The organism is Fulverythrobacter ferritrahens (assembly GCF_020539485.1).
GTDB classification, from domain to species: domain Bacteria; phylum Pseudomonadota; class Alphaproteobacteria; order Sphingomonadales; family Sphingomonadaceae; genus Andeanibacterium; species Andeanibacterium ferritrahens.
Genome location: NZ_JACDXU010000001.1, coordinates 1,211,895 through 1,231,494, shown reverse-complemented (window position 1 = coordinate 1,231,494; position 19,600 = coordinate 1,211,895). Strand labels below are relative to the sequence as shown.

The 19,600-nt window shown below is 63.4% G+C and carries 19 protein-coding genes and 1 tRNA gene; 11 read left to right on the top strand and 9 right to left on the bottom strand.

Features of this window, described 5'->3' with window-relative positions:
* Nucleotides 1-5: 5 nt before the first annotated feature.
* The 3 genes from accB to H0274_RS05950 form a co-directional block, all read right to left on the bottom strand.
* Nucleotides 6-497 (bottom strand): acetyl-CoA carboxylase biotin carboxyl carrier protein, encoded by a 492-nt coding sequence (gene accB, locus H0274_RS05960; RefSeq protein WP_226794002.1) that lies wholly within the window; start codon nt 495-497, stop codon nt 6-8.
* A 109-nt stretch (nt 498-606) separates the two neighbouring features.
* Nucleotides 607-1,044, bottom strand: a complete 438-nt coding sequence (gene aroQ / locus H0274_RS05955) for a type II 3-dehydroquinate dehydratase (RefSeq protein ID WP_226794001.1) — start codon at nt 1,042-1,044, stop codon at nt 607-609.
* 117 nt (nt 1,045-1,161) lie between these two features.
* Complete coding sequence (locus tag H0274_RS05950) at nt 1,162-1,575, bottom strand: holin family protein (RefSeq protein ID WP_226794000.1); 414 nt, start codon at nt 1,573-1,575, stop codon at nt 1,162-1,164.
* 198 nt (nt 1,576-1,773) lie between these two features.
* On the opposite strand from H0274_RS05950, the gene H0274_RS05945 reads away from it, so the two are divergent.
* Entirely contained in the window at nt 1,774-2,625 is an 852-nt protein-coding gene (locus tag H0274_RS05945) for a fumarylacetoacetate hydrolase family protein (protein WP_226793999.1), read from the top strand.
* Between the two features lie 63 nt (nt 2,626-2,688).
* Here the strand turns inward: H0274_RS05945 and H0274_RS05940 are convergent.
* Nucleotides 2,689-2,765, bottom strand: a tRNA-Pro gene (locus tag H0274_RS05940).
* A gap of 230 nt (nt 2,766-2,995) precedes the next feature.
* Between H0274_RS05940 and yajC the strand changes: the two genes are divergently transcribed.
* From yajC to secF, 3 genes are read left to right on the top strand one after another with little or no spacing between them, the layout of a single operon-like run.
* Nucleotides 2,996-3,316 carry a preprotein translocase subunit YajC gene (gene yajC / locus H0274_RS05935; protein ID WP_226793998.1) on the top strand — a complete coding sequence of 107 codons (321 nt, stop codon included), beginning with the start codon at nt 2,996-2,998 and terminating at the stop codon, nt 3,314-3,316.
* Nucleotides 3,317-3,330: 14 nt separating this feature from the next.
* A complete protein-coding gene (gene secD / locus H0274_RS05930; protein WP_226793997.1) occupies nt 3,331-4,917 on the top strand; it encodes a protein translocase subunit SecD in 1,587 nt (528 codons plus the stop codon).
* Nucleotides 4,918-4,931: 14 nt separating this feature from the next.
* Nucleotides 4,932-5,909: a protein translocase subunit SecF gene (gene secF, locus H0274_RS05925; RefSeq protein ID WP_226793996.1), complete on the top strand. Its 978-nt coding sequence runs from the start codon at nt 4,932-4,934 to the stop codon at nt 5,907-5,909.
* Nucleotides 5,910-6,008: 99 nt separating this feature from the next.
* Here the strand turns inward: secF and H0274_RS05920 are convergent, their stop codons facing one another.
* A complete protein-coding gene (locus tag H0274_RS05920) occupies nt 6,009-7,235 on the bottom strand; it encodes a glycosyltransferase (RefSeq protein ID WP_226793994.1) in 1,227 nt (408 codons plus the stop codon).
* Complete coding sequence (locus tag H0274_RS05915; RefSeq protein ID WP_226793992.1) at nt 7,196-7,768, bottom strand: helix-turn-helix domain-containing protein; 573 nt, start codon at nt 7,766-7,768, stop codon at nt 7,196-7,198. Before H0274_RS05915 ends, H0274_RS05920 begins: the two co-directional genes overlap by 40 nt.
* A 104-nt stretch (nt 7,769-7,872) precedes the next feature.
* Here H0274_RS05915 and H0274_RS05910 point away from each other — a divergent pair, with 104 nt between their 5' ends.
* Together H0274_RS05910 and H0274_RS05905 are read left to right on the top strand one after the other, a co-directional pair.
* Nucleotides 7,873-8,346, top strand: a complete 474-nt coding sequence (locus H0274_RS05910; RefSeq protein ID WP_226793990.1) for a DUF6456 domain-containing protein — start codon at nt 7,873-7,875, stop codon at nt 8,344-8,346.
* Between the two features lie 112 nt (nt 8,347-8,458).
* Nucleotides 8,459-10,312: a sensor domain-containing diguanylate cyclase gene (locus H0274_RS05905; protein WP_226793988.1), complete on the top strand. Its 1,854-nt coding sequence runs from the start codon at nt 8,459-8,461 to the stop codon at nt 10,310-10,312.
* Between the two features lie 9 nt (nt 10,313-10,321).
* Here the strand turns inward: H0274_RS05905 and H0274_RS05900 are convergent, their stop codons facing one another.
* Nucleotides 10,322-10,897 carry a uracil-DNA glycosylase family protein gene (locus H0274_RS05900; protein ID WP_226793985.1) on the bottom strand — a complete coding sequence of 192 codons (576 nt, stop codon included), beginning with the start codon at nt 10,895-10,897 and terminating at the stop codon, nt 10,322-10,324.
* On the bottom strand, nt 10,894-12,699 hold the full coding sequence (locus tag H0274_RS05895; RefSeq protein WP_226793983.1) for an ABC-F family ATP-binding cassette domain-containing protein: 1,806 nt from the start codon (nt 12,697-12,699) through the stop codon (nt 10,894-10,896). Before H0274_RS05895 ends, H0274_RS05900 begins: the two co-directional genes overlap by 4 nt.
* 172 nt (nt 12,700-12,871) lie before the next feature.
* Here H0274_RS05895 and H0274_RS05890 point away from each other — a divergent pair, with 172 nt between their 5' ends.
* The 3 genes from H0274_RS05890 (at nt 12,872) to H0274_RS05880 (ending at nt 15,401) form a co-directional block, all read left to right on the top strand.
* Entirely contained in the window at nt 12,872-13,195 is a 324-nt protein-coding gene (locus H0274_RS05890) for a PepSY domain-containing protein (RefSeq protein WP_226793981.1), read from the top strand.
* A gap of 105 nt (nt 13,196-13,300) precedes the next feature.
* On the top strand, nt 13,301-13,978 hold the full coding sequence (locus tag H0274_RS05885; RefSeq protein ID WP_226793979.1) for a response regulator transcription factor: 678 nt from the start codon (nt 13,301-13,303) through the stop codon (nt 13,976-13,978).
* 10 nt (nt 13,979-13,988) lie between these two features.
* The gene (locus tag H0274_RS05880) at nt 13,989-15,401 is read left to right on the top strand and encodes a sensor histidine kinase (RefSeq protein ID WP_413463464.1); all 1,413 of its coding nucleotides are present in this window, start codon (nt 13,989-13,991) and stop codon (nt 15,399-15,401) included.
* Between the two features lie 140 nt (nt 15,402-15,541).
* On the opposite strand, the gene H0274_RS05875 is transcribed toward H0274_RS05880, so the two are convergent.
* Nucleotides 15,542-15,841 (bottom strand): chorismate mutase, encoded by a 300-nt coding sequence (locus tag H0274_RS05875; protein WP_226793977.1) that lies wholly within the window; start codon nt 15,839-15,841, stop codon nt 15,542-15,544.
* A gap of 99 nt (nt 15,842-15,940) precedes the next feature.
* On the opposite strand from H0274_RS05875, the gene H0274_RS05870 reads away from it, so the two are divergent.
* A complete protein-coding gene (locus H0274_RS05870; protein ID WP_226793975.1) occupies nt 15,941-16,951 on the top strand; it encodes a polyprenyl synthetase family protein in 1,011 nt (336 codons plus the stop codon).
* Nucleotides 16,952-17,149: 198 nt separating this feature from the next.
* Nucleotides 17,150-19,597 carry an ATP-dependent helicase HrpB gene (hrpB, locus tag H0274_RS05865; RefSeq protein WP_226793973.1) on the top strand — a complete coding sequence of 816 codons (2,448 nt, stop codon included), beginning with the start codon at nt 17,150-17,152 and terminating at the stop codon, nt 19,595-19,597.
* Nucleotides 19,598-19,600: the final 3 nt, after the last annotated feature.

Genomic DNA, 19,600 nt, shown 5'->3' with positions numbered 1-19,600 from the left:
AGCCTTTAAGCGATTACGACCAGCGGCTGGTCATATTCGACCGGCTGCCCGTTCTCTACCAGGATCGCCTTGACCGTGCCGGGCGCGGTGGCGGAGATGGGATTCATCACTTTCATCGCCTCCACGATCAGCAGCGTGTCCCCGGCCTTCACCGTGTCGCCCACCTTCACGAAGGGGGCGGCGCCCGGTTCGGAAGAGAGATAGCAGGTGCCGACCATCGGCGATTTCACGGCATTGGCGTGATCGGCCGGTGCGCTTTCTGCCGGTGCGGCAACGGCAGCAGCCGGAGCGGCCGCCGGGGCTGGCGCGGCGGCAAATGCCACCGGGGCAGCGGCAGCCGCAACGGCCCCGCGCGAGACGCGGATCTTGCGATCGCCGTCTTCCACCTCGATTTCGGTAAGACCGGTATCGGCCAGCATTTCAGCCAGCTCGCGAACCATATCAGTATCGACATTCATCCGGCCGTTACGGCTGGAAGCGCCCTTGCTTTCGCCCATTCGTTCCTCGTGGGTATCCAGTTTTGCGGTCGCTATGCGCAGACAATGCCGGGCTGGCAAGGGGTGGCGGCCTGATTTCCCCTTCGGCCATGGTGCCCGGCGGGCCGTTTCACAGCGTTGCGACGTGTTCCAACGCGACGAGATAGCTCCTGGTTCCCAAACCCTTGACGGTCTTCACGGCGGCCATGCCGATATAGGAAATGTGGCGGAAATCCTCCCGCTTTTCAGGATCGGAAAGATGCACTTCGATCACCGGAATCTTGATGGACTTGGCCGCATCCAGCAGGGCGATGGAAGTGTGGGTATAGGCGCCAGGATTGATCAGGATCGCCTTCGCGCCCTCGGCCTGCGCTTCGTGCATCCAGTCGATCAAATGTCCTTCATGGTTGGACTGGCGCATGTCGATTTCCAGCCCCAGCTCGCGTCCGCGATCCTCCAGCATGCCCGCGACATCGTCCAATGTCTCGGTGCCGTAGATTTCCGGCTCGCGCATGCCGAGCAGGTTCAGGTTGGGCCCGTTGAGGACATAGACGGTGTTGGCGGACATGGCTGTTTCTCCTTGGAGGCGCGGCATAGCGGGAAGGGGGGCAGTGGGGAAGGTGGGCGAGGCGTGAGGATAACGCAGTTTATCCAGGGATCCGCTCAGGATGAGCGGAAGAAGGAGTTACCGCTCCACGCCCTTTACCTTCCCCCACTGGCGCGCTGCCGTGTAGCCCAGATAGCCGGTGCCGAAGAGGGCGTAGAGCGGTTCGGGCAAGCCGTTGAGGTAGTTGTTCATGCCGCTGGCAATGTCCCGCGCCACTTCCGGGCGAAAGGCGGCGATCAGGCCCATGGGGATAGCCCATAGGAGCAGGACATAGATCACATAAAGGAAGCTGGGCCGGGCACGGCTGGTCCAAGGGTCTCTGGAATTGGCTTCCGCCACAATGGCCGAAAGCTGGGCCTGGATCAGCTCCATTTCCTGCGTGCCTTCCAGCTTCAGCAGTTCCAGCCTGGCCTTTTCCCGTGCGGCTTTGTCGGGAATCACCTTGTCGATGATCGCGGAAATCGGGCCGATCAGAACGTCGAGGATCGCCATCGCTTTGCTCCTTGGGATGCGATTCGCGGAACTGACTAACCAAATTGGTTCGTGTAGGAAAATGCTATTTCAGGCTGTTTCCGCTCCCCATGCGGACTGGGGGATGTCCGGCCTTCCGTGCTTTTGTCGTGCATCTCTGTCGCTTTGCGCGTCGGCTGGCGCTAGGCTCGAAAAAGGCTCCGGAAGAGAGGATTTTGCATGCGTTTGGCGCGGTTCGAGATTGATGGTCAGATCGACATTGGCGTGGTTGAGGATGAGGGAATCATCAGTCTGGCCGCGGCCGGATGCCTGTTTCCAGACCTGCTTTCGATCATCGCGGGAGGTGACGATGCACTAGGCCAGATTCGCGAGATGACCGATGCCATCGCCCCGCATCACCGGCTGCAGGATGTGCGTCTTCTGGCGCCTTTCCGGCCCGGAAAATATCTCGCCATCGGGATGAATTATGCGAAGCACATCGCTGAAATGGGGCGCGATTCCGCCCCGGCCCACCAATATTGGTTCAACAAGCAGACCACTTGCATTTCCGGGCCCTTCGATCCCATCGATCCCGGTGTTTCCACCATGGTCGATTACGAAGTGGAACTGGGCGTAGTGATCGGGGCAAGGGCCAAGGGAGTGCGCGCGCAAGATGCCCTGTCGCACATCTTCGGCTATGTCGTGGCCAACGACGTTTCGGCGCGGGACTGGCAGAAACACACGCCCACGTTCACCATGGGCAAGAGCTTCGACACTCACGGGCCCATCGGCTCCTGGATCGTGACGGCTGACGAGATTCCCGATCCGCAGGCACTGGCGTTGCGCTGTTTCGTCAATGGAGAAAAACGGCAGGAAAACACGACTGCCAATATGATTCACTCCATTGCCAGTCAGATCGAATATCTCTCCACGGCCTTCACGCTGGAGCCGGGCGACCTGATCGCCACGGGCACCCCGGAAGGAGTGGGCATGGGGATGAATCCTCCGCAATTCCTGAAGGAAGGCGATGTCGTGCGCTGCGAGATCGACGGTATCGGCGCTATCGAGAACCGCGTGGCCCGATCAGCCTAAAGGCGCTCGCCCCGGCTATAAGCCGGGGCCGCATCAGACGATTTTGGGGTGAGTTAATTCCACTGGTCGGGACGAGAGGATTCGAACCTCCGACCCCCACACCCCCAGTGTGATGCGCTACCAGGCTGCGCTACGTCCCGACAGTGGAGGCGCGCCCTATAGGCAGGTGTCTGCGATCATGCAAGCACGGGTTCGGGCATTTTGGCCAGGCTGAAAGAATTCTCCTGTGGGAACGCTCATTCCGGGTGCCGCGTTGCACCCCCAAGGCTTTGCTGCTAGGCGCGCTGCCTGTCTGCCGGAGCCTTGAAATCCAACATTCCGGCACCAATTGAACGCGAAATTTCCGCCGAATGAATGAGGGGCGTGCCTGATGCTTGATTACCTTTCCGCCAGCGCCGGAGCCAGCGGCACGCAGCAGTTGATTGGTTTCCTGCCGATCGTCGGCATGGTCGTGATCTTCTGGTTCCTGATCCTGCGTCCGCAGATGAAGCGGCAGAAGGAACACCAGCAGAAGGTGCAGGGCATGAAGCGCGGCGATCAGGTGATCACCGGCGGCGGTCTGCTCGGCAAGGTTATCAAGGTCGATGACGTCTATGTCGAAATCGAGATCGCGCAGGGCGTGAAGGTCAAGGCCGTCAAGCAAACCGTCACTGACGTGGTCGCCCCCGGCGGCGCTCCGGCCAACGACTGATCGAGGCGCAGGCGATGCTCGATTTTCCCACCTGGAAAAGGGCCTGGCTCTGGTTCCTGACCCTGGCTGCGGTTGCCGCAGCGCTTCCTACTCTCGGTTCGCTTGCGGGCGTCGGGATTCCGGGGCCACAGGTCAATCTGGGGCTGGACCTTGCCGGCGGCAGCCAGATCCTGCTGGAAGCCAATACCAAGCAGGTAGCCCGCCAGCGGCTTGAGAGCATGGAAGAAGATGTTCGCCGTGTGTTGCGGCAGGCATCGCCCGCGATCCGCATCGGCGATCTTTCGAGCAGCAACGGCCGGATCAGCTTCCTGCTGGACAATCCCACCCAGGTCGATCGCGCACGTGAGGAACTCCTGCCGCTGGTAAATGGCAGCGGGCCGGTGCGGGAATGGAATCTGGAAGTGGTCGATGGCAGCCGCTTTGTGCTGACTCCCACGAAGAATGGCCTCGATCAGGCCGTTTCCAACGCGATGGATACGGCAACCGAAGTGGTCCGCAAGCGTATCGACGCATTGGGCACCCGCGAGCCGACCATCATTCGCGAAGGCGATACCCGCATTTCGGTGCAGGTGCCGGGCCTCAGCGATCCCGAAGCGCTGAAATCGCTGCTGGGCCAGACGGCAAAGCTCGAATTCAAGCTGGTGGATACCACCGCGCTGCAATCCGACGTGGCGCAGGGCATCGCGCCTCCGGGTAGCGAAATCGTGCCCTATGCTCCCGGTACGCCGCTGGCGGGGACTTCGATCGCGGTGAAGCGTCTCGGCGGCATTCGGGGCGATTCGCTCACCAACGCGCAGCAGAGCTTCGACCAGCGCAACAACCAGGCCGTGGTGGACATCACTTTCGACCAGGCCGGCGGCAAGAAATTCGCCGATCTCACGGCGCAGAACGTTGGCAAGCCCTTTGCCATCATCCTTGATGGCCAGGTGCTTTCGGCCCCGAACATCAACGAGCCGATCCTGGGCGGCAAGGCGCAGATCTCGGGCAGCTTTACCACCGAATCCGCGAACCAGCTGGCCATCTCGCTGCGTTCCGGCGCGCTTCCGGTGGACCTCACCGTCGTCCAGCAAGGCACAGTTGGCCCCGAACTCGGCGCTGATTCGATCCGCAAGGGTCTGCTCGCAATGGGGGTCGGCTCGGCTGCGGTACTGCTGCTGATCGGCTTCACCTATGGCCGGCTCGGCATCTACGCCAATATCGCGCTGGTGCTGAACGTTCTGATGCTGCTGGGCGTGATGGCGGTTTTCAAGACCACGCTGACCCTTCCGGGCATTGCGGGTTTCGTGCTTACCATTGGTGCGGCGGTGGACGCCAACGTGCTGATCAACGAACGCATACGCGAGGAGCGAAAACGAGGGCGACGAGTCGTGGCTGCAGTGGAAGCAGGCTACAAGGAAGCCAGCCGCGCCATCTTCGATGCGAACATCACCAATGTTATCGCAGCGGTGCTTCTGTTCGCCTTCGGATCCGGCCCGGTGCGCGGCTTCGCGATCGTGCTGATGATCGGCATTGTCACCTCGGTCTTCACGGCCGTTACCCTGACCCGCATGTGGGTTGCCGGCTGGCTGCGCAAGGCGCGGCCCAGTGACCTCGCCGTTTGAGAAGGAACGGATAGATGCGACTGCTCAAGCTCGTTCCCGACGATACGAACATCCACTTCCTGAAGTGGCGCGTGCCGTTCTACTCGGTCAGCGCCTTTCTGATCATTGCCAGCATCGCGCTGGTCTTCATCAAGGGCCTCAATCTGGGCGTCGATTTCGTCGGCGGCCAGCAGATCCTGGTGACCTTCACCCAGACCAAGGAAGCTCCCGTCGCCGAATTGCGCGAGCAGGTGGCGGGGCTGGGCTATGGCGAGCCGGTGATCCAGATCGCGGGCAACAAGAACGAAGTCTCCATCCGCTTCCCGCTTCCTGAAGACGTGGCAGACAATCCGGCTGCGTCCGATGCGATGACCACCAATGTCGTCAACGCGATCAAGAGCGAATTCAAGGATGCGCGAATAGACGACCTTTCCTCGGTTTCAGGCAAGGTCTCTGGCGAGCTGTTCACCACCGCCATGTATGCCCTGGGCTTCGCCATGCTGGCGATCTCGATCTACATCTGGGTGCGGTTCGAATGGCAGTTCGGCGTGGGCGCGCTGTTCGCGCTGGTCCATGACGTTTCGTTGACGATGGGCATGTTCGCCCTGTTTCAGATTGAGTTCGACCTGAAGATCGTGGCCGCGATCCTGACGATCATCGGTTATTCGCTGAATGACACCATCGTGGTTTATGACCGTATTCGTGAGAATATGAAGAAATACCGCAAGATGCAGCTGCCCGAACTGCTGGATCTCTCGGTGAACGAAACTCTCGCGCGTACGGTGATGACTTCGCTCACCATTCTGGTGGTGCTGTTGGCGCTTCTGCTGATTGGCCCGGCGAGCCTGTTCGGCTTCACCGCGGCAATCACGCTGGGTATCTTCGTTGGTACCTACAGCTCGGTCTACATGGCCGCGCCAATCCTGATCTGGCTGGGCGTGGATTCCCACAGCTTCGTTCCTGAAGAGGATGCCGGCGACAAGGCCGACAAGCTCGCCCGGGGCGAAGTCTGAGGTTTGCCAGTCCGTTCGTGCCGGTGATTTGCCGGCATGAACGGTCCGGCTGACGTGCAGGATTGCGATGGATGAGAGCGAGGGGCGTGATTGCCCGGCTCAGGCCGTGAGCAAGCGCTCGTAATAATCGGCCAATGCCCGGGCATTGGCCTCCCAGCTGAAGCGATCCGCATTGGCGGCGACCGCGTCTGGGCTGGGCGCATCTTTCAGCAAGGCGCTGATCGCCTGCGCGATTTCCGCCACATCCCGCTCCACCACAAAGCCCGCCGAGGCATCGCGCACCACTTCGCGCGCGCCGCCCGCATCGCAGATTACCAGAGGCGTTCCGCAAGCCAGCGCCTCTATCCAGGCATTGGCAAGCCCTTCGCTGGAGGAGGGCAAAACCATCGCATCGGCGGCGGAGAGAACGACCGGCAACAGATCGTGATCGATATTGCCGAGAAAATGCACCCTGTCCGCCACGCCGAGGCTGGAAGAGAGCCGACGCAGGCTGGCTTCGTCAGGTCCCGCGCCCACCAGCACCAGATCTGTTCCCTCGATCCGGGCGAGCGCCTCGATCACCAGCGATTGCCCTTTGCGGGGAATGAGCGCGCCGACCGCTGCCAACAGCCTGTGACCGGGATGGATATGCAGGCCGGGCATTCCGGCCAGATACTGCCGGGCATTGGCGCGGCCGAGCGGATGGAAGCGGGCGCGGTCGAGGCCAGTATAATGCACGGTGATGGAGCCTTGCGGCAGGCCGAGCGCCGCCATGTCCGCCGCCAAGGCCTGGGAAACGGCCAGCATGCCTGTCGCCTGCTTTCCAGCATCTACTATCGCCCGGCGCGCCCATGGGAGGCTGCCCCAATAGTGGATGTCCGCCCCGCGCGCCTTGATGGACAGCGGCAGGCCCAGCGCCCTGGCTATCCGGGCGGCGGCCGGCCCGTCGGGGAAGAAGAACTGCGCGTCCACCAGATCGAACGGGCGTTCGGCGTGAAGGCGTCGCGCCAGAGGCAATATGGCGCGCCCGATGGCGGATGGGTTCAGCCTCGCCCCGAACCGGGGCAGCAGGGGAAAGCGGATGCGGTGAACATCCACGCCATTCTCCCGCCCGCTTTCTACTGCGTGGGCGAGGGCCCGATAGGGGCCGAAGGCAATCGGCGGAATGCCGATGGGATTGATCAGCGTTACTTCCCAATCGCCGCGCGCGGCGAGCGCTTCCATCTGCCGTGCGACGAAAGTCCCGAAGCGCGGGGTGTGGCTGTTGGGGTAAAGGGTTGCAATCGACAGAACCCTTCGCGCTGCAGTCACAATTTGCGGACCAGCATTTCCGCCATCGCCAGCCATTCGGGATGATCAACCACGATCTGCCGCTGACCCGAACCGGGAGGAAGGATGCCCACCATATTGCCCTGACGGTCGATCAGGCGCCCGAAGGCGAAGCGACCACCCTTGCGGGGCACAAGCACATCCCGATTGATCAGGCGGGGGGCATCTTCCGGCGGCAACTGGCGCAACCAGATCTGGTCCCCGGGGCGATATTCGCCCGCGCCGATCTCTACCGTGATGCAGACGAGCGGGGCGTTGTTTTCCAGTTCCGTCGGCAGGATCGCGTCACGCGGGGAGGAAAGAGCTTCCGCCCCCGTTTCCGTGAGGCGAGCCACGATCCGCGGCTGCGGCGAAGCTTCTCCGCGCACCAGCGTTTCCGGCTCCACTTCCAGCGCGGCGGCGATGCGGTTCATCCAGGTCAGCGAAAGGTTGCGCATTCCTGTTTCCAGCCGGCCGATGGTCTGAGCTGTGGTGGGCGGATTACAGGCCGCTGCCACGTCGGCCAGGGTCATGCCCTTCTGCTTGCGGATATCGCGGATGCGGTTGATCATGCCGGGCCTCTTTTTGGTAACCAAATCGGTTTTTGCGCTTTCCTACAATAACCCGATTTTGGCAAGACTTCTTTCCTGCACCGCCATTGCGAGAGGAAAGACGCATGAAGCCGCAATTCGTAGAGCGCGAACTCACTCCCGAAGGCCCCCGCCGCAGATCGGGCCTGAGCCCGCGCGGCCGCAGGGTGACGGTTAACCTCGCCGAATCCCCCCTCTCCTGGCTCCATGCGCGGGGCCATCTGGACGACCGATTGTCCGCGGCCGGTGAATGTCTGCGGCGGGATTACGAGCGCGCCGCAATCAGCCCGCGCGTAACCATGCGATGGGATGCAGTGCGCATCACGGGTACCGGGGAAGCGGGGCTTGACCCGACGGAACGGCAGATCGCTGCGCGAAGCCGCTTCGATGGCGCCATGGAGGCTGCGGGAAGCGGACTGACGGATATTTTGTGGCGTGTGGTCTGCGCGGGAGAGGCGCTGACGGTTGCCGAAAAGGCGCTGGACTGGCCTATGCGCAGCGGCAAGCTGGTGCTTCGTATCGCTCTTGAGCGCGTGGCGAAATTTTATCGCATTCCCTGAAGGGGCAATCCCGTCCCCATAAGGTCAGGATTTTCAGAAAAGTGCTCGGTTAACGGGTTCTTGAGCCTCGATCTTCACGATCCGGTTACCGCATAAGTTCACGATACGGTTTGTGATCCGCAAGAGTTTCACGGCGCTTCTGTTCCTTGTCGCTTATGGCGGCCTGGCACTGGTTGCCTTGCCGCCCGGAAGCAGTGCTTCCGGGCTTATGCTGTTGTGGCCGGCCGCAGGGCTGATCGTGGCCATTCTCCTCCATGCACCACAGCGGCAATGGATTACCTATCTGGGGCTGGCAGGCCTGGGCAGCGCGCTCGCCGCCTTGCTGGCGGGGGAAAGCCTGTTTTTCGCAGCTGCCTGCCTGATCGCCCATCCGGCGGAGGCGTGGATTGCCGCCCGCCTGCTGCGGCGGCGCAAGCGGCAGGAAAGCGAATTGCTGCGTGAATGGCTGGCCGATGCGGCATCCATCGGAATTGTCGCGCCCGCGACCGGCGGGCTGATCGTTGCGAGCACCATGGCCCTTGCAGCGGGCTGGGCATGGCCGGCCCACTTCCTGAATTATCTGTTCGCGCATTCGCTGGGCATCATGGTGTTCTTCCCGTTCTTCAGCCTGTTGGTCGGGGGAAGCCTGAGCCGGTGGATCGAAAGCAATCCCCCGGCCCGCAAGCTGGAAATGGCGGCGTTTCTCGCGCTGGTTGCGATCACTATGTGCGGTGCCGTCTGGCAGGCAGGTAGCGCCGCCTATCTGATGCCGGTCCTGGTTGCGCTGATTGTCACCTGCCGGTTCGGCATGACGGCAGCGTCACTCTCCATCTTCGTGCTCGCCCTTTCGGCATGGGGCGCGGAGGCGGCCGGTACATTTATCCAGCCAGCCCTGCAGCTGGGCCTGCCCGGAACTGTCCAGTTCCTGCAATTCTATCTGACGGTGGTGGTGATCTGCCTGCAACCGCTTGCCGGGCACATCACCCAGAACCGCCGCCTTGCCGATGCTCTGCGGGAAAAGAACAAGGCTTCGGATTCGATCGATATGTCGCTCGAGGCCAAGGATTTCGTGATCAACGAAAGCCAGTCGCTCTATCGTCTGCTGGCCGAGAATATGAGCGACATCATCATCAAGACGGATCGGGAAGGGTATATTCTCTATGCCTCTCCCAGCATTGAGAAGATGACCGATCTGCATCCGGTGGAACTCATGGGCAAGCATGTGCTCAGCCTGATCCATCCATCCTACACCGCGTCTTTCCAGTCCGAGCTTGAAGGCGTGATTGCGGATGGCGCGCCTGCCTCGACCTGGCACGAGTTTCTGGGCTGTTCCACGACCGGCAATGAGCGGTGGTTCGATACGAAGATTCGCAGTTGGCGCGGGGATGACCGGCGGGTGGACGGGGCGATCATCACCATGCGCAGCATCGAGGAGCGCAAGGCGCTGGAGCAGCAGCTCTTTGCCGCGATCCTGACCGATCCGCTGACCAAGCTGACCAATCGCCGCGCCTTCAATTCCATGCTGCAATACCACCTGGATGCGCCGATCGAAGGCTGCCTGGCGATTTTCGACATCGACGATTTCCGTTCGATCAACCGCGATTTCGGGCATGATGTGGGCGACAAGGTGCTGACTACCGTGGCGCGCCTGCTGCGCAGCCTGATGCGCAAGGACGACATCATTTCGCGTATCGGCGGGGAACGCTTCGCGGTGCTGCTGTCGGGCGCCAGCCCGGAACAGGCCGAGGCGCTGTGCCAGCGAGTGGTGCTTACCCTTTCCGATATCAGTGGGCCGGATGGGCTGGGCGGCCCGCGCGCGACCGTGAGCGCGGGGGTGGCGCGGATCAGGGACTCGCTCGATGAAACGATGAAGCGCGCCGATGCGGCTGTGGTGCTGGCAAAGGCCAAGGGGCGAAACCGGCTGGAAATGGCCACCAATGGCCGGCAACGCTGGACGCCCGGCGAGGTGCCCTGGATCGAAACCTGAAGCGTCGGCTCAGTCGGCCAGAGCGCCTGCCACCGCCCTGCGCAGGGCCGGAACCACCTCTGCCTCGAACCACGGGTTCTGCCGCATGAAGATGGTGCTGCGCCACGAAGGGTGGGGCAGGGGGAAGAAGGCCGGGCCGAATTCCTGAAAGCGGCGCACCCGCTCACCCATGGTCAGCTTGCGGGTCTGCGGCAGATAGCGCAGCTGGGCATGGGCGCCGACCAGCAGAGTGAGGCGAATGTCCGCCATCCGGGCCAGCACGCGTTCGTGCCACAGGGCCGCGCATTCCGGGCGCGGCGGCAAATCTCCGCTCTTGCCCTTGCCGGGATAACAGAAGCCCATGGGCACGATGGCCACATGGGCCGGATCGTGCAGTTCCTCATTCGTGAGCCCGGTCCATTCACACAGGCGGGCACCGCTGGCGTCGTTCCAGGGGATGCCGCTATCATGCACTTTCGTGCCGGGCGCCTGCCCGACGATCAGCAGGCGCGAGGTGGGCGAAAACTGCACGACCGGCCGGGGGCCGAGCGGCAGGAAGGGGGCGCAGAGCGTACAGGTGGCAATCTCCCGGTGGAGATCGCTCATCCCTCGACCTGTTCCGCCAGTTCCAGCCAGCGCATCTCTGCCGCGTCCTTTTCCTCGCGAGCCTTGGCGATTGCGTCGGACAGGCTGGCGAAGCGGGCAGGATCGCGCGTGTAGAGCGCAGGGTCCGCCATTGCTTCCTCATCCCGGGCGATGGCAGCTTCCAGTTCCTCGATCCGCTTGGGCAGAATTTCGTAATCGCGCTGGTCCTTATAGGACAGCTTGGTGCGCTTCGGCGGCGGGGGAGGGGGCGGCGGAGCGGCCCCGGCGCTGTCCGCCTTCGGCTTCGCCTTGCCGGGTGCGTTACGCTGTTTGCGCTTGGCTTCCCAATCGGCATAGCCGCCCGCGACGATGTCAACCGAGCCGCTGCCATCAAGCCCCAGCGTGACGGTAACGGTGCGATCAAGAAAGTCACGGTCGTGGCTGACGATCAGCACGGTGCCTTCATAATCGGCGATCACTTCCTGGAGCAGGTCCAGCGTTTCGAGATCGAGGTCGTTGGTTGGTTCGTCCAGCACCAGCAGGTTGGATTCGCGGGCGAATTCGCGCGCCAGCAACAGGCGGGAGCGTTCTCCGCCCGACAGAACGCCCACTTTCATGTCAACGATGGCCGGATCGAACAGGAATTCCTTGAGATAGCCCTGCACATGCTTGCGCACGCCGCGCACATCCACCCAGTCACCCCCTTCGGCGATGATCTGGCGCACGGTCTTGTCCGGGCTCAGCAGGCTGCGCTGCTGGTCGATCATCACGCCGGACAGGGTCTTGGCCAGCGTCACCTGCCCCTCATCGGGCTGGATCTCGCCGGTCAGCAGCTTGAGCAGGGTCGTCTTGCCCGCGCCATTGGAGCCGACGATGCCGATCCGGTCCCCGCGCTGGATGCGCAGGTTGAAATCGCGGATGATGGTGCGCTGGTTTTCTCCGTCTCCGAAACGCTTGGTGACATGCTCTGCCACGATGACGGATTTCGTCTTGGTATCGTCAGCCTTCAGGGCCAGCTTGGCGGTGCCGCCCGGGGTCAGCATGGCGGCGCGTTGGGCGCGCATTTCCCAGAGCTTTTCAAGGCGGCCCTGATTGCGCTTGCGCCGGGCGGTGACGCCGCGTTCCAGCCAGTGTGCTTCCAGCTTCAGCTTGGCGTCCAGCTTCTCCGCGGCGCGGGCTTCCTCCGCGAAGACCTGTTCTTCCCAGGCCTCATAACCGCCGAAGCCCACTTCCTTGCGGCGCAGGCTACCCCGGTCGAGCCACATGGTCGCGCGGGTCAGGCGGGTAAGAAACGTACGGTCGTGGCTGATGACGATGAAGGCGCCCTTGTAGCGATTGAGCCAGTCTTCCAGCCAGTCGATCGCGGCAAGGTCCAGATGGTTGGTCGGTTCGTCCAGCAGCAGCAGGTCGGGATCGCTGGCCAGCGCGCGGGCGAGGGCGGCGCGGCGCTTCTCGCCGCCGCTGGCGCTTTTGGCCGTGCGAGTAAGGTCGATGCCGATCTGCCCGGCAATGGCTTCCACTTCGTGCCGGGCCGGCGCATCCGGGCCGGACAGGGCATAGTCCATCAGCGTTTCGTAGCCGGTGAAATCCGGTTCCTGCTGCAGCATGACCACGCGGGTGCCCGGCTTGATGCTGCGCTTGCCCTTGTCCGCCTCGATCAGATTGTCGATCAGCTTGAGCAGGGTCGTCTTGCCCGCGCCATTGCGCCCGATCAGGGCAATGCGGTCGCGCGGGCCGACATGCAGGTCGATATCCTGAAACAGCCAGCCGCTGCCCTGGATAAGCCCGAGCCCTTCCCAGCTCAAAATCGGTGGTTCAGCCATGGGCCGGGCCAGTAGCGGGGCAGGGGGGCTGCGTCCAGCACGGGAACTGTCCGCCGGAAAGTCTTGCGCGATGAGGCGCGCAAAGGCATGGCCCCGCACTGCTCAGATGAACGCCACAGTTTCGCCTCATTCACACCTTGTTCAAGGCTCTATCCCTAGGCACAGGCACATAATGTTCAGGCAGATTGCTTCCCTTCTTGCTCCGTTCGCTCTTGGTGCGCTGGCCCTTACCGGCCTGAGCGCTCCGCAGGCTTTCGCCCAATCGCAGAACCGTGACGATCAGGGCGCGGCGCGCAAGGAAATGCGCGCGGGCAATGTCTTGCCGCTCAAGGAAATCGAACGCCGGGTCATCCCCCAGATGGGCGACATGCAATATCTGGGGCCGGCGTATGATTCGGTTGCCAAGGCCTATCGCCTTAAATTCATCCGGAACGGCAGGGTCGTATTCGTCGATGTCGATGCGCGCTCCGGCCGCGTCCTTTCGCGCAGCGAATAGGCGGGCGGCCCGTCTCTTGGTTGACGCATTCCGCGCAAGGAACCAAAGCAGGTTACAGTACTTGCGCCGTCCGGAGCACCGGCGGACCATACAGGGAATGACGCGATGCGGATTCTGATAGTCGAGGACGAACCCACTCTCGGCCAGCAGCTCAAGAATACGCTGGAACAGAACGGTTATGCCGTGGACCTCTCCACTGACGGGGAAGACGGGCATTTCATGGGCAGTACGGAGGATTACGACGCCGTGATCCTCGATCTCGGCCTGCCTGAGATTGACGGGCTGACCGTGCTGGGCATGTGGCGCAAGGAAGGGCGGGGTTTCCCCGTGCTGGTGCTGACTGCGCGTGACAGCTGGTCCGACAAGGTGGCCGGGCTCGATGCGGGTGCCGACGATTATCTCGCCAAGCCCTTCCAGACCGAGGAACTGATTGCCCGCCTGCGCGCGCTTATCCGCCGCGCATCGGGCAATGCCTCATCCGAGCTGACCGCTGGCGATGTCCGGCTTGATACCCGGTCGGGCCGCGTCACTCTGGCAGGCGAGCCGGTGAAGCTGACTGCGCAGGAATATAAATTGCTCAGCTACCTGATGCACCACAAGGGCAAGGTAGTGAGCCGGACTGAGCTGATCGAACATATTTACGATCAGGATTTCGACCGCGATTCGAATACGATCGAGGTCTTCGTCACCCGCATTCGCAAGAAGCTGGGTTCTGATGTGATCACGACGATCCGTGGCCTTGGATATAGCCTCGACGACCCGCAAGACGCCCCCCGCGAATGACGCGCCCGCGATGACGGCGCCAGAACAGGGCGTCGCCTCCGGGGAAGCTGTCGCCGCTGCGGGAGCCGTGCCGGACGACGTGCCCTATACGGGCAGCCTTGCCCGGCGCATGATGTTCATCGCGGCGGGCTGGATCACGATCCTGCTGCTGCTGGGTGGCCTGGCGCTGGACCGGACGCTGACCGGGCTGGTTACGCGCAGTTTCGACGAGCAATTGGATTACATGCTCACCGCCATGGTCGGCTCGGTAGAGATCGGGCCCGATGGCGAAGTGCTGTTCAACCGTCCTCTGGGCGATCAGCGCTTTCTGGAGCCCAATAGCGGCCTTTACTGGCAGATCACCGGCAAGGGGCACGATGATTTCGCCTCGCGCTCGCTATGGGATCGCACGCTCAAGGTCGATTACAGCCACTTCCTGGCCGCCCCCCGCATCTATGACAGCGACCAGTTTGCGGGCGAGAAATTGCGGGTGATGGAACGGACCATCCTACTGCCGGGCAGCGATACCGAATGGTGGTTCGTGGTGGCGGCCAGCCGTGACGATCTGGATGCCCAGATCAGGCGCATTCGTTCGATCCTGTTCTGGAGCTTCGTTGTTCTGGGCATGGGCCTGTTCCTGATGGCTGGCCTGCAGACCTGGTATGGCCTAGGCCCGTTGCGCCGCGTGCGGCTGGCGATCAAGCGGATGCGCACTACCGGCGCCAATCGTGTGACCGATCCGCTGCCGCTGGAAGTGCAGCCGCTGGTGGAGGAACTGAACGCCCTGCTCGCCCATTCGGACAAGCAGGCGGAAGAAGCGCGCACTCATGCGGGCAATCTTGCCCATGCCCTCAAGACGCCGCTCACCGTGGTGATGAACGCTGCCACCGCCAAGGCGCCCGATCTGGCCGACACGGTGATCCGTGAGGCCGCCGTGATGCGCCGGCAGGTGGACCATCACCTCGCCCGCGCGCGGGCTGTGGGCCGCCGTGCGGTGGGCCTGTCCCGCGCCAATGTGGGCGAGAGCGTGGAGGCAGTGCTGCGCGCCGTCACTCGCCTCTATGACACAACGCGCTTCGACCTCGACGGCAATCGCAATGCGCAGGTGGCCATCGAGCGGCAGGATCTGGACGAAATCCTCGGTAATCTGATCGAGAATGCGGCCAAATATGGCGGCGGCAGCGTGTTCGTGACGATCGACGCCGATCCCAAAGCGGCGGATTGCGTGATCCAGGTGGAGGATGACGGTATGGGCATCCCCGAAAGCGAGCGCATCCGCATCTTTGACCGCGGCGCGCGGCTGGATACGAGCAAGCCCGGCACCGGCCTTGGTCTCGCCATCGTGCGCGACGTGGCGGAAATCTATGGCGGCAGTGTCACTCTGGGTGAGAGCGAGGATCTGGGCGGGCTGCTGGTGGAATTGCGGCTGCCGAGGGCGGGTTAGAATCCGGCCAGCCTCCGGCACCACGCCCGTTCGTCCTGAGCCTGTTGAAGGACGCGGGAAAGCGGTCGATCCCGTAGCAACCCACAGCACGTGGCCTTCTACAAGCTCAGGCTGGGTGGATGTGGCAAGTAGCGGGGAAACTACTTCCCGTTCTTCGCCTGCATATGGTGCCGGATCACTTCATCGATCACGAAGCGGATGAACTTCTCGCTGAATTCCGGATCGAGGTCCGCCTCGGTCGCCAGGGCGCGCAGGCGGGCTATCTGGCGTTCCTCGCGGCCCGGATCGCTCGCGGGCAGGTGGGAGGTGGCCTTGTATTCGCCCACCGCCTTGGTGATGCGAAAACGTTCTGCCAGCATGTGAATCAGCGCGGCATCGATGTTGTCGATGCTCTTGCGGAAGCCGGCAAGGGTGGGATCTGGGGCGGTTTCGTTGTTCATCGCTATCGCTGATCGTGACGATTGTCGGGCGGTAAGCACTGGCCCTAGCACACATTCCACGCTTGCCAAGCGGCCTGTCAGCTTCCATGGGCAGGACACATGAGCGCTCAGGTTATTCCGCTTCCCCGCAAGGAGCCGTCGCTGGCCCCGATCCTGTCCCTCACTGCCACGGCGATGAACGCCGTCAACGCGGTGATCCTTGATCGGATGCAAAGCGAGATCCCGCTGATTCCCGCCCTTGCCGGCCATCTGATTTCGGGCGGTGGCAAGCGCATGCGCCCGATGCTGACCCTCGCGGGGGCAGAGTTGATCGGATATCAGGGCACCCGCCATCACAAGCTGGCCGCAGCTGTGGAATTCATCCACACGGCCACCTTGCTGCACGACGATGTGGTTGATGGATCGGATATGCGCCGGGGCAAGGCGGCCGCCAACATCATCTTCGGCAATCCCGCCACCGTGTTGGTGGGCGATTTCCTGTTCACCCGTTCGTTCGAGCTGATGGTGGAAGATGGCAGCCTGAAGGTGCTGAAGATCCTCTCCAACGCATCCTCGGTGATTTCCGAAGGCGAAGTGGACCAGCTGACCGCTCAACGCCAGATCGAGACGAGCGAGGAACGCTATCTCTCGATCATCAGTTCCAAGACGGCCGCTCTCTTCGCCGCCGCCAGTCGCATAGCCGCCGTGGTGGCGGAGCGTAGCGAGGCGGAAGAACAGGCGCTGGACGATTACGGGCGCAATCTGGGCATTGCCTTCCAGCTGGTGGACGATGCGCTGGATTATTCCTCCGACGCTGCTGAAATGGGCAAGGATCGCGGTGACGATTTCCGCGAAGGCAAGATGACCCTGCCGGTCATTCTCGCCTATGCGCGTGGCAGCGAGGAAGAACGCAGCTTCTGGCGCGCCGCCATTGCGGGGCATCGCACTTCCGATGCGGACCTCGCCCATGCGGTGGAACTGATCCAGAGCCATGACGCGGTGAACGCCACGCGCGAACGCGCCCGGCATTTCGCTCAGCGCGCGATCGATGCCCTGTCGATCTTCCCTGCCACCAAGGCGCGCGAAGCGATGGTGGAAGCGGCGCAATTCGCGGTTTCGCGCGGCTATTGATTTTTCACTGTCACTCCGGACCTGTTCCGGAGTCCAGCTATTTGAATATGTGGGCGATACCGGGATGATGCCGATGGGCTGCTTGGTGCTGCTTTCTTGGTGCCTTTCGCGAAAAACAAGCGGGCCCCCGGAACAGGTCCGGGGTGACCAGCCACATATTTCGTGCACTCCAGCCCGGCATGACGATATGGGCAGGACGTGACCGATCTTCCCATCCACGCTGTCCTGCCTGAGCTTCTCGGCGCCCTGCGCGCGCATAATTCCGCCGTGCTGATTGCCCCGCCCGGCGCGGGCAAGACCACTTCGGTGGCTCCCTCGCTGCTGGGGCAGGGGTGGTGCAGCGGCAAGGTGATCCTGCTTTCCCCCCGCCGCGTTGCAGCTCGCGCCGCTGCCGAACGGATGGCGGAACTGCTGGGCGAAAAGCCCGGCGAGACGGTGGGCTATCTCACTCGCCTGGATAGCAAGATGTCCGGCAAGACGCGGATCGTGGTGATGACGGAGGCTATCTTCGTTGCGCAGATCCTCGACGATCCGGAACTGGCGGGGGTTTCCGCCGTGCTGTTCGACGAAGCGCATGAGCGGCATCTGGACAGCGACCTCGGCCTTGCCCTTGCGGTGGAAAGCCAGCAGGTTCTGCGCGACGATCTGCGCCTGATTGTCATGTCCGCCACGATCGACGGCACGCGCTTTGCCGGCCTGCTGGGCGATGCGCCGGTAGTGGAGAGCGAGGGCAAGGCCCATCCGCTGCGCTTCGTCTGGCTGGGCAGCCGCCCGGAATTGCGCGTCGAGGATGCGATGACCTCCGCCATCCTTACCGCCTGGCGGGAAGAACAGGGCGACATTCTGGCCTTCCTGCCCGGCGTCGGCGAGATCGAACGCACGCGCGAGCGGTTGGCCGAAAAGCTGCCCAATGTCCCGATCCTGCCATTGCATGGACAGGTGGAACCCCAGGGCCAGCACATTGCCATAAAGCGGGACAGTGAAGGCCGCCGCCGTATCGTGCTGGCCACTTCCATCGCGGAAACCTCGCTCACGCTGGATGGCGTGTCGGTGGTGGTGGATAGCGGGCTGGCCCGCCGGGCAGAGTTCGATCTGGCGGCGGGCGTGACGCATCTCGTCACTACACGCGCCAGCCAGGCTTCGGCTGCCCAGCGCGCGGGCCGCGCGGCGCGACAGGGGCCGGGTGTCGCCTATCGTCTGTGGGAAGAAGGTGCCCATGCCGGGCGGCCCGCCTTCGATCCGCCGGAGATGCTGACTGCAGACCTCGCTCCGCTGGTGCTGGCTCTGGCGCAATGGGGTGCAGGCGATCCGGCGGCGATGGCGTGGATCGATCCGCCGCCCGCCGCCGCGCTTTCCGCCGCGCGTGGGCGCCTCGCAGCGCTGGGGGCGCTCGATGGGGAAGGGCGGATTACCGAGTTCGGGCGCAAGCTTGCCCAATTGCCGATGGAGCCGCCGCTTGCGGCCATGGTGCTGTTCGGGGCGGAGGCTGGCGATGCGCGCGGCGCAGCCCGGCTGGCGCTGCTGCTGCAGGAACGCGGGCTGGGTGGGCGCAGCGAGGATCTGGCGCAGCGCCTCTCACGCTGGAACGGCGACCGTTCGCCCCGCGCAGAGGCTTCGCGCAAGCTGGCCGACGGCTGGGCGAAGCGGGCGAGCGGTCTCATCGCCGCTACGCCCGGCTCGGGACGAACGGATTTTGTGGATTTGGGAACGCTCCTCGCCCGTGCCCTACCGGACAATCTCGCCCGCCGCCGCGATGCCTCGGGCGAAAGCTGGATAAGTGCGGGCGGGCGGGGCTACACGCTCGATCCTGCATCCCCGCTGGCGCGGGCGGAATGGCTCGCCATTGGCGATGCGCAGGGCAGGGCGCAGGCCGCGCGGATTACCGCCGCATGGCCGCTCTCCTCCGAAGAGGTGGAGCGCGACCTTGCCCGCCTGATCGAACGGCGCTCCGTCCTCAACTGGAACGCGGCGGAAGGCCGGGTAGAGGCCCGGCTGGAGAGGCGGCTGGGTGCGATCACGCTGGCCAGTGGCCCCGATCCGAAGCCGGACCCGGTGGCGGTTACTGCATTGCTTGTGGATAAGGCTCGGGAAAAGCTGGCGGATATCCTGCCGAAAACCCTGATGGCCCGCGCACGCCACGCCGGGCTGGAGGCGCTTTCGCTGGAAGTTCTGGCGGCTGAGGCCGATGACTGGCTCGCCCCGCTGCTGGAAAAGCGCCGGGATCTCGATCTGCCCAGGGGCGCGCTGACCGAGGCGCTGCTCAATCGTCTGGACTGGGATTCGCGCCAGAAGCTCGACCGGCTGGCCCCGCGCGAATGGACCAGCCCGGCGGGCACGCAGCATGCGATCGATTATGACGCAGATGGCGGCCCCAGCGTGGAAGTGCGGGTGCAGGCCCTGTTCGGGCTGGACCGGCATCCCATGATTGGCCAGCCGCCGCAGCCCTTGTTGCTCCAGCTTACCAGCCCCGGCGGGCGCCCGGTTCAGGCCACGCGTGACCTCCCCGCTTTCTGGCGCGGCAGCTGGCGCGATGTGGTGAAGGACATGAAGGGACGCTATCCCAAGCACCGCTGGCCGGACGAACCATGGGCCGAAGCGCCCAGCCTGAAGACAAAGAACGCCTTCAACGCCACAACACGCACTTGATTC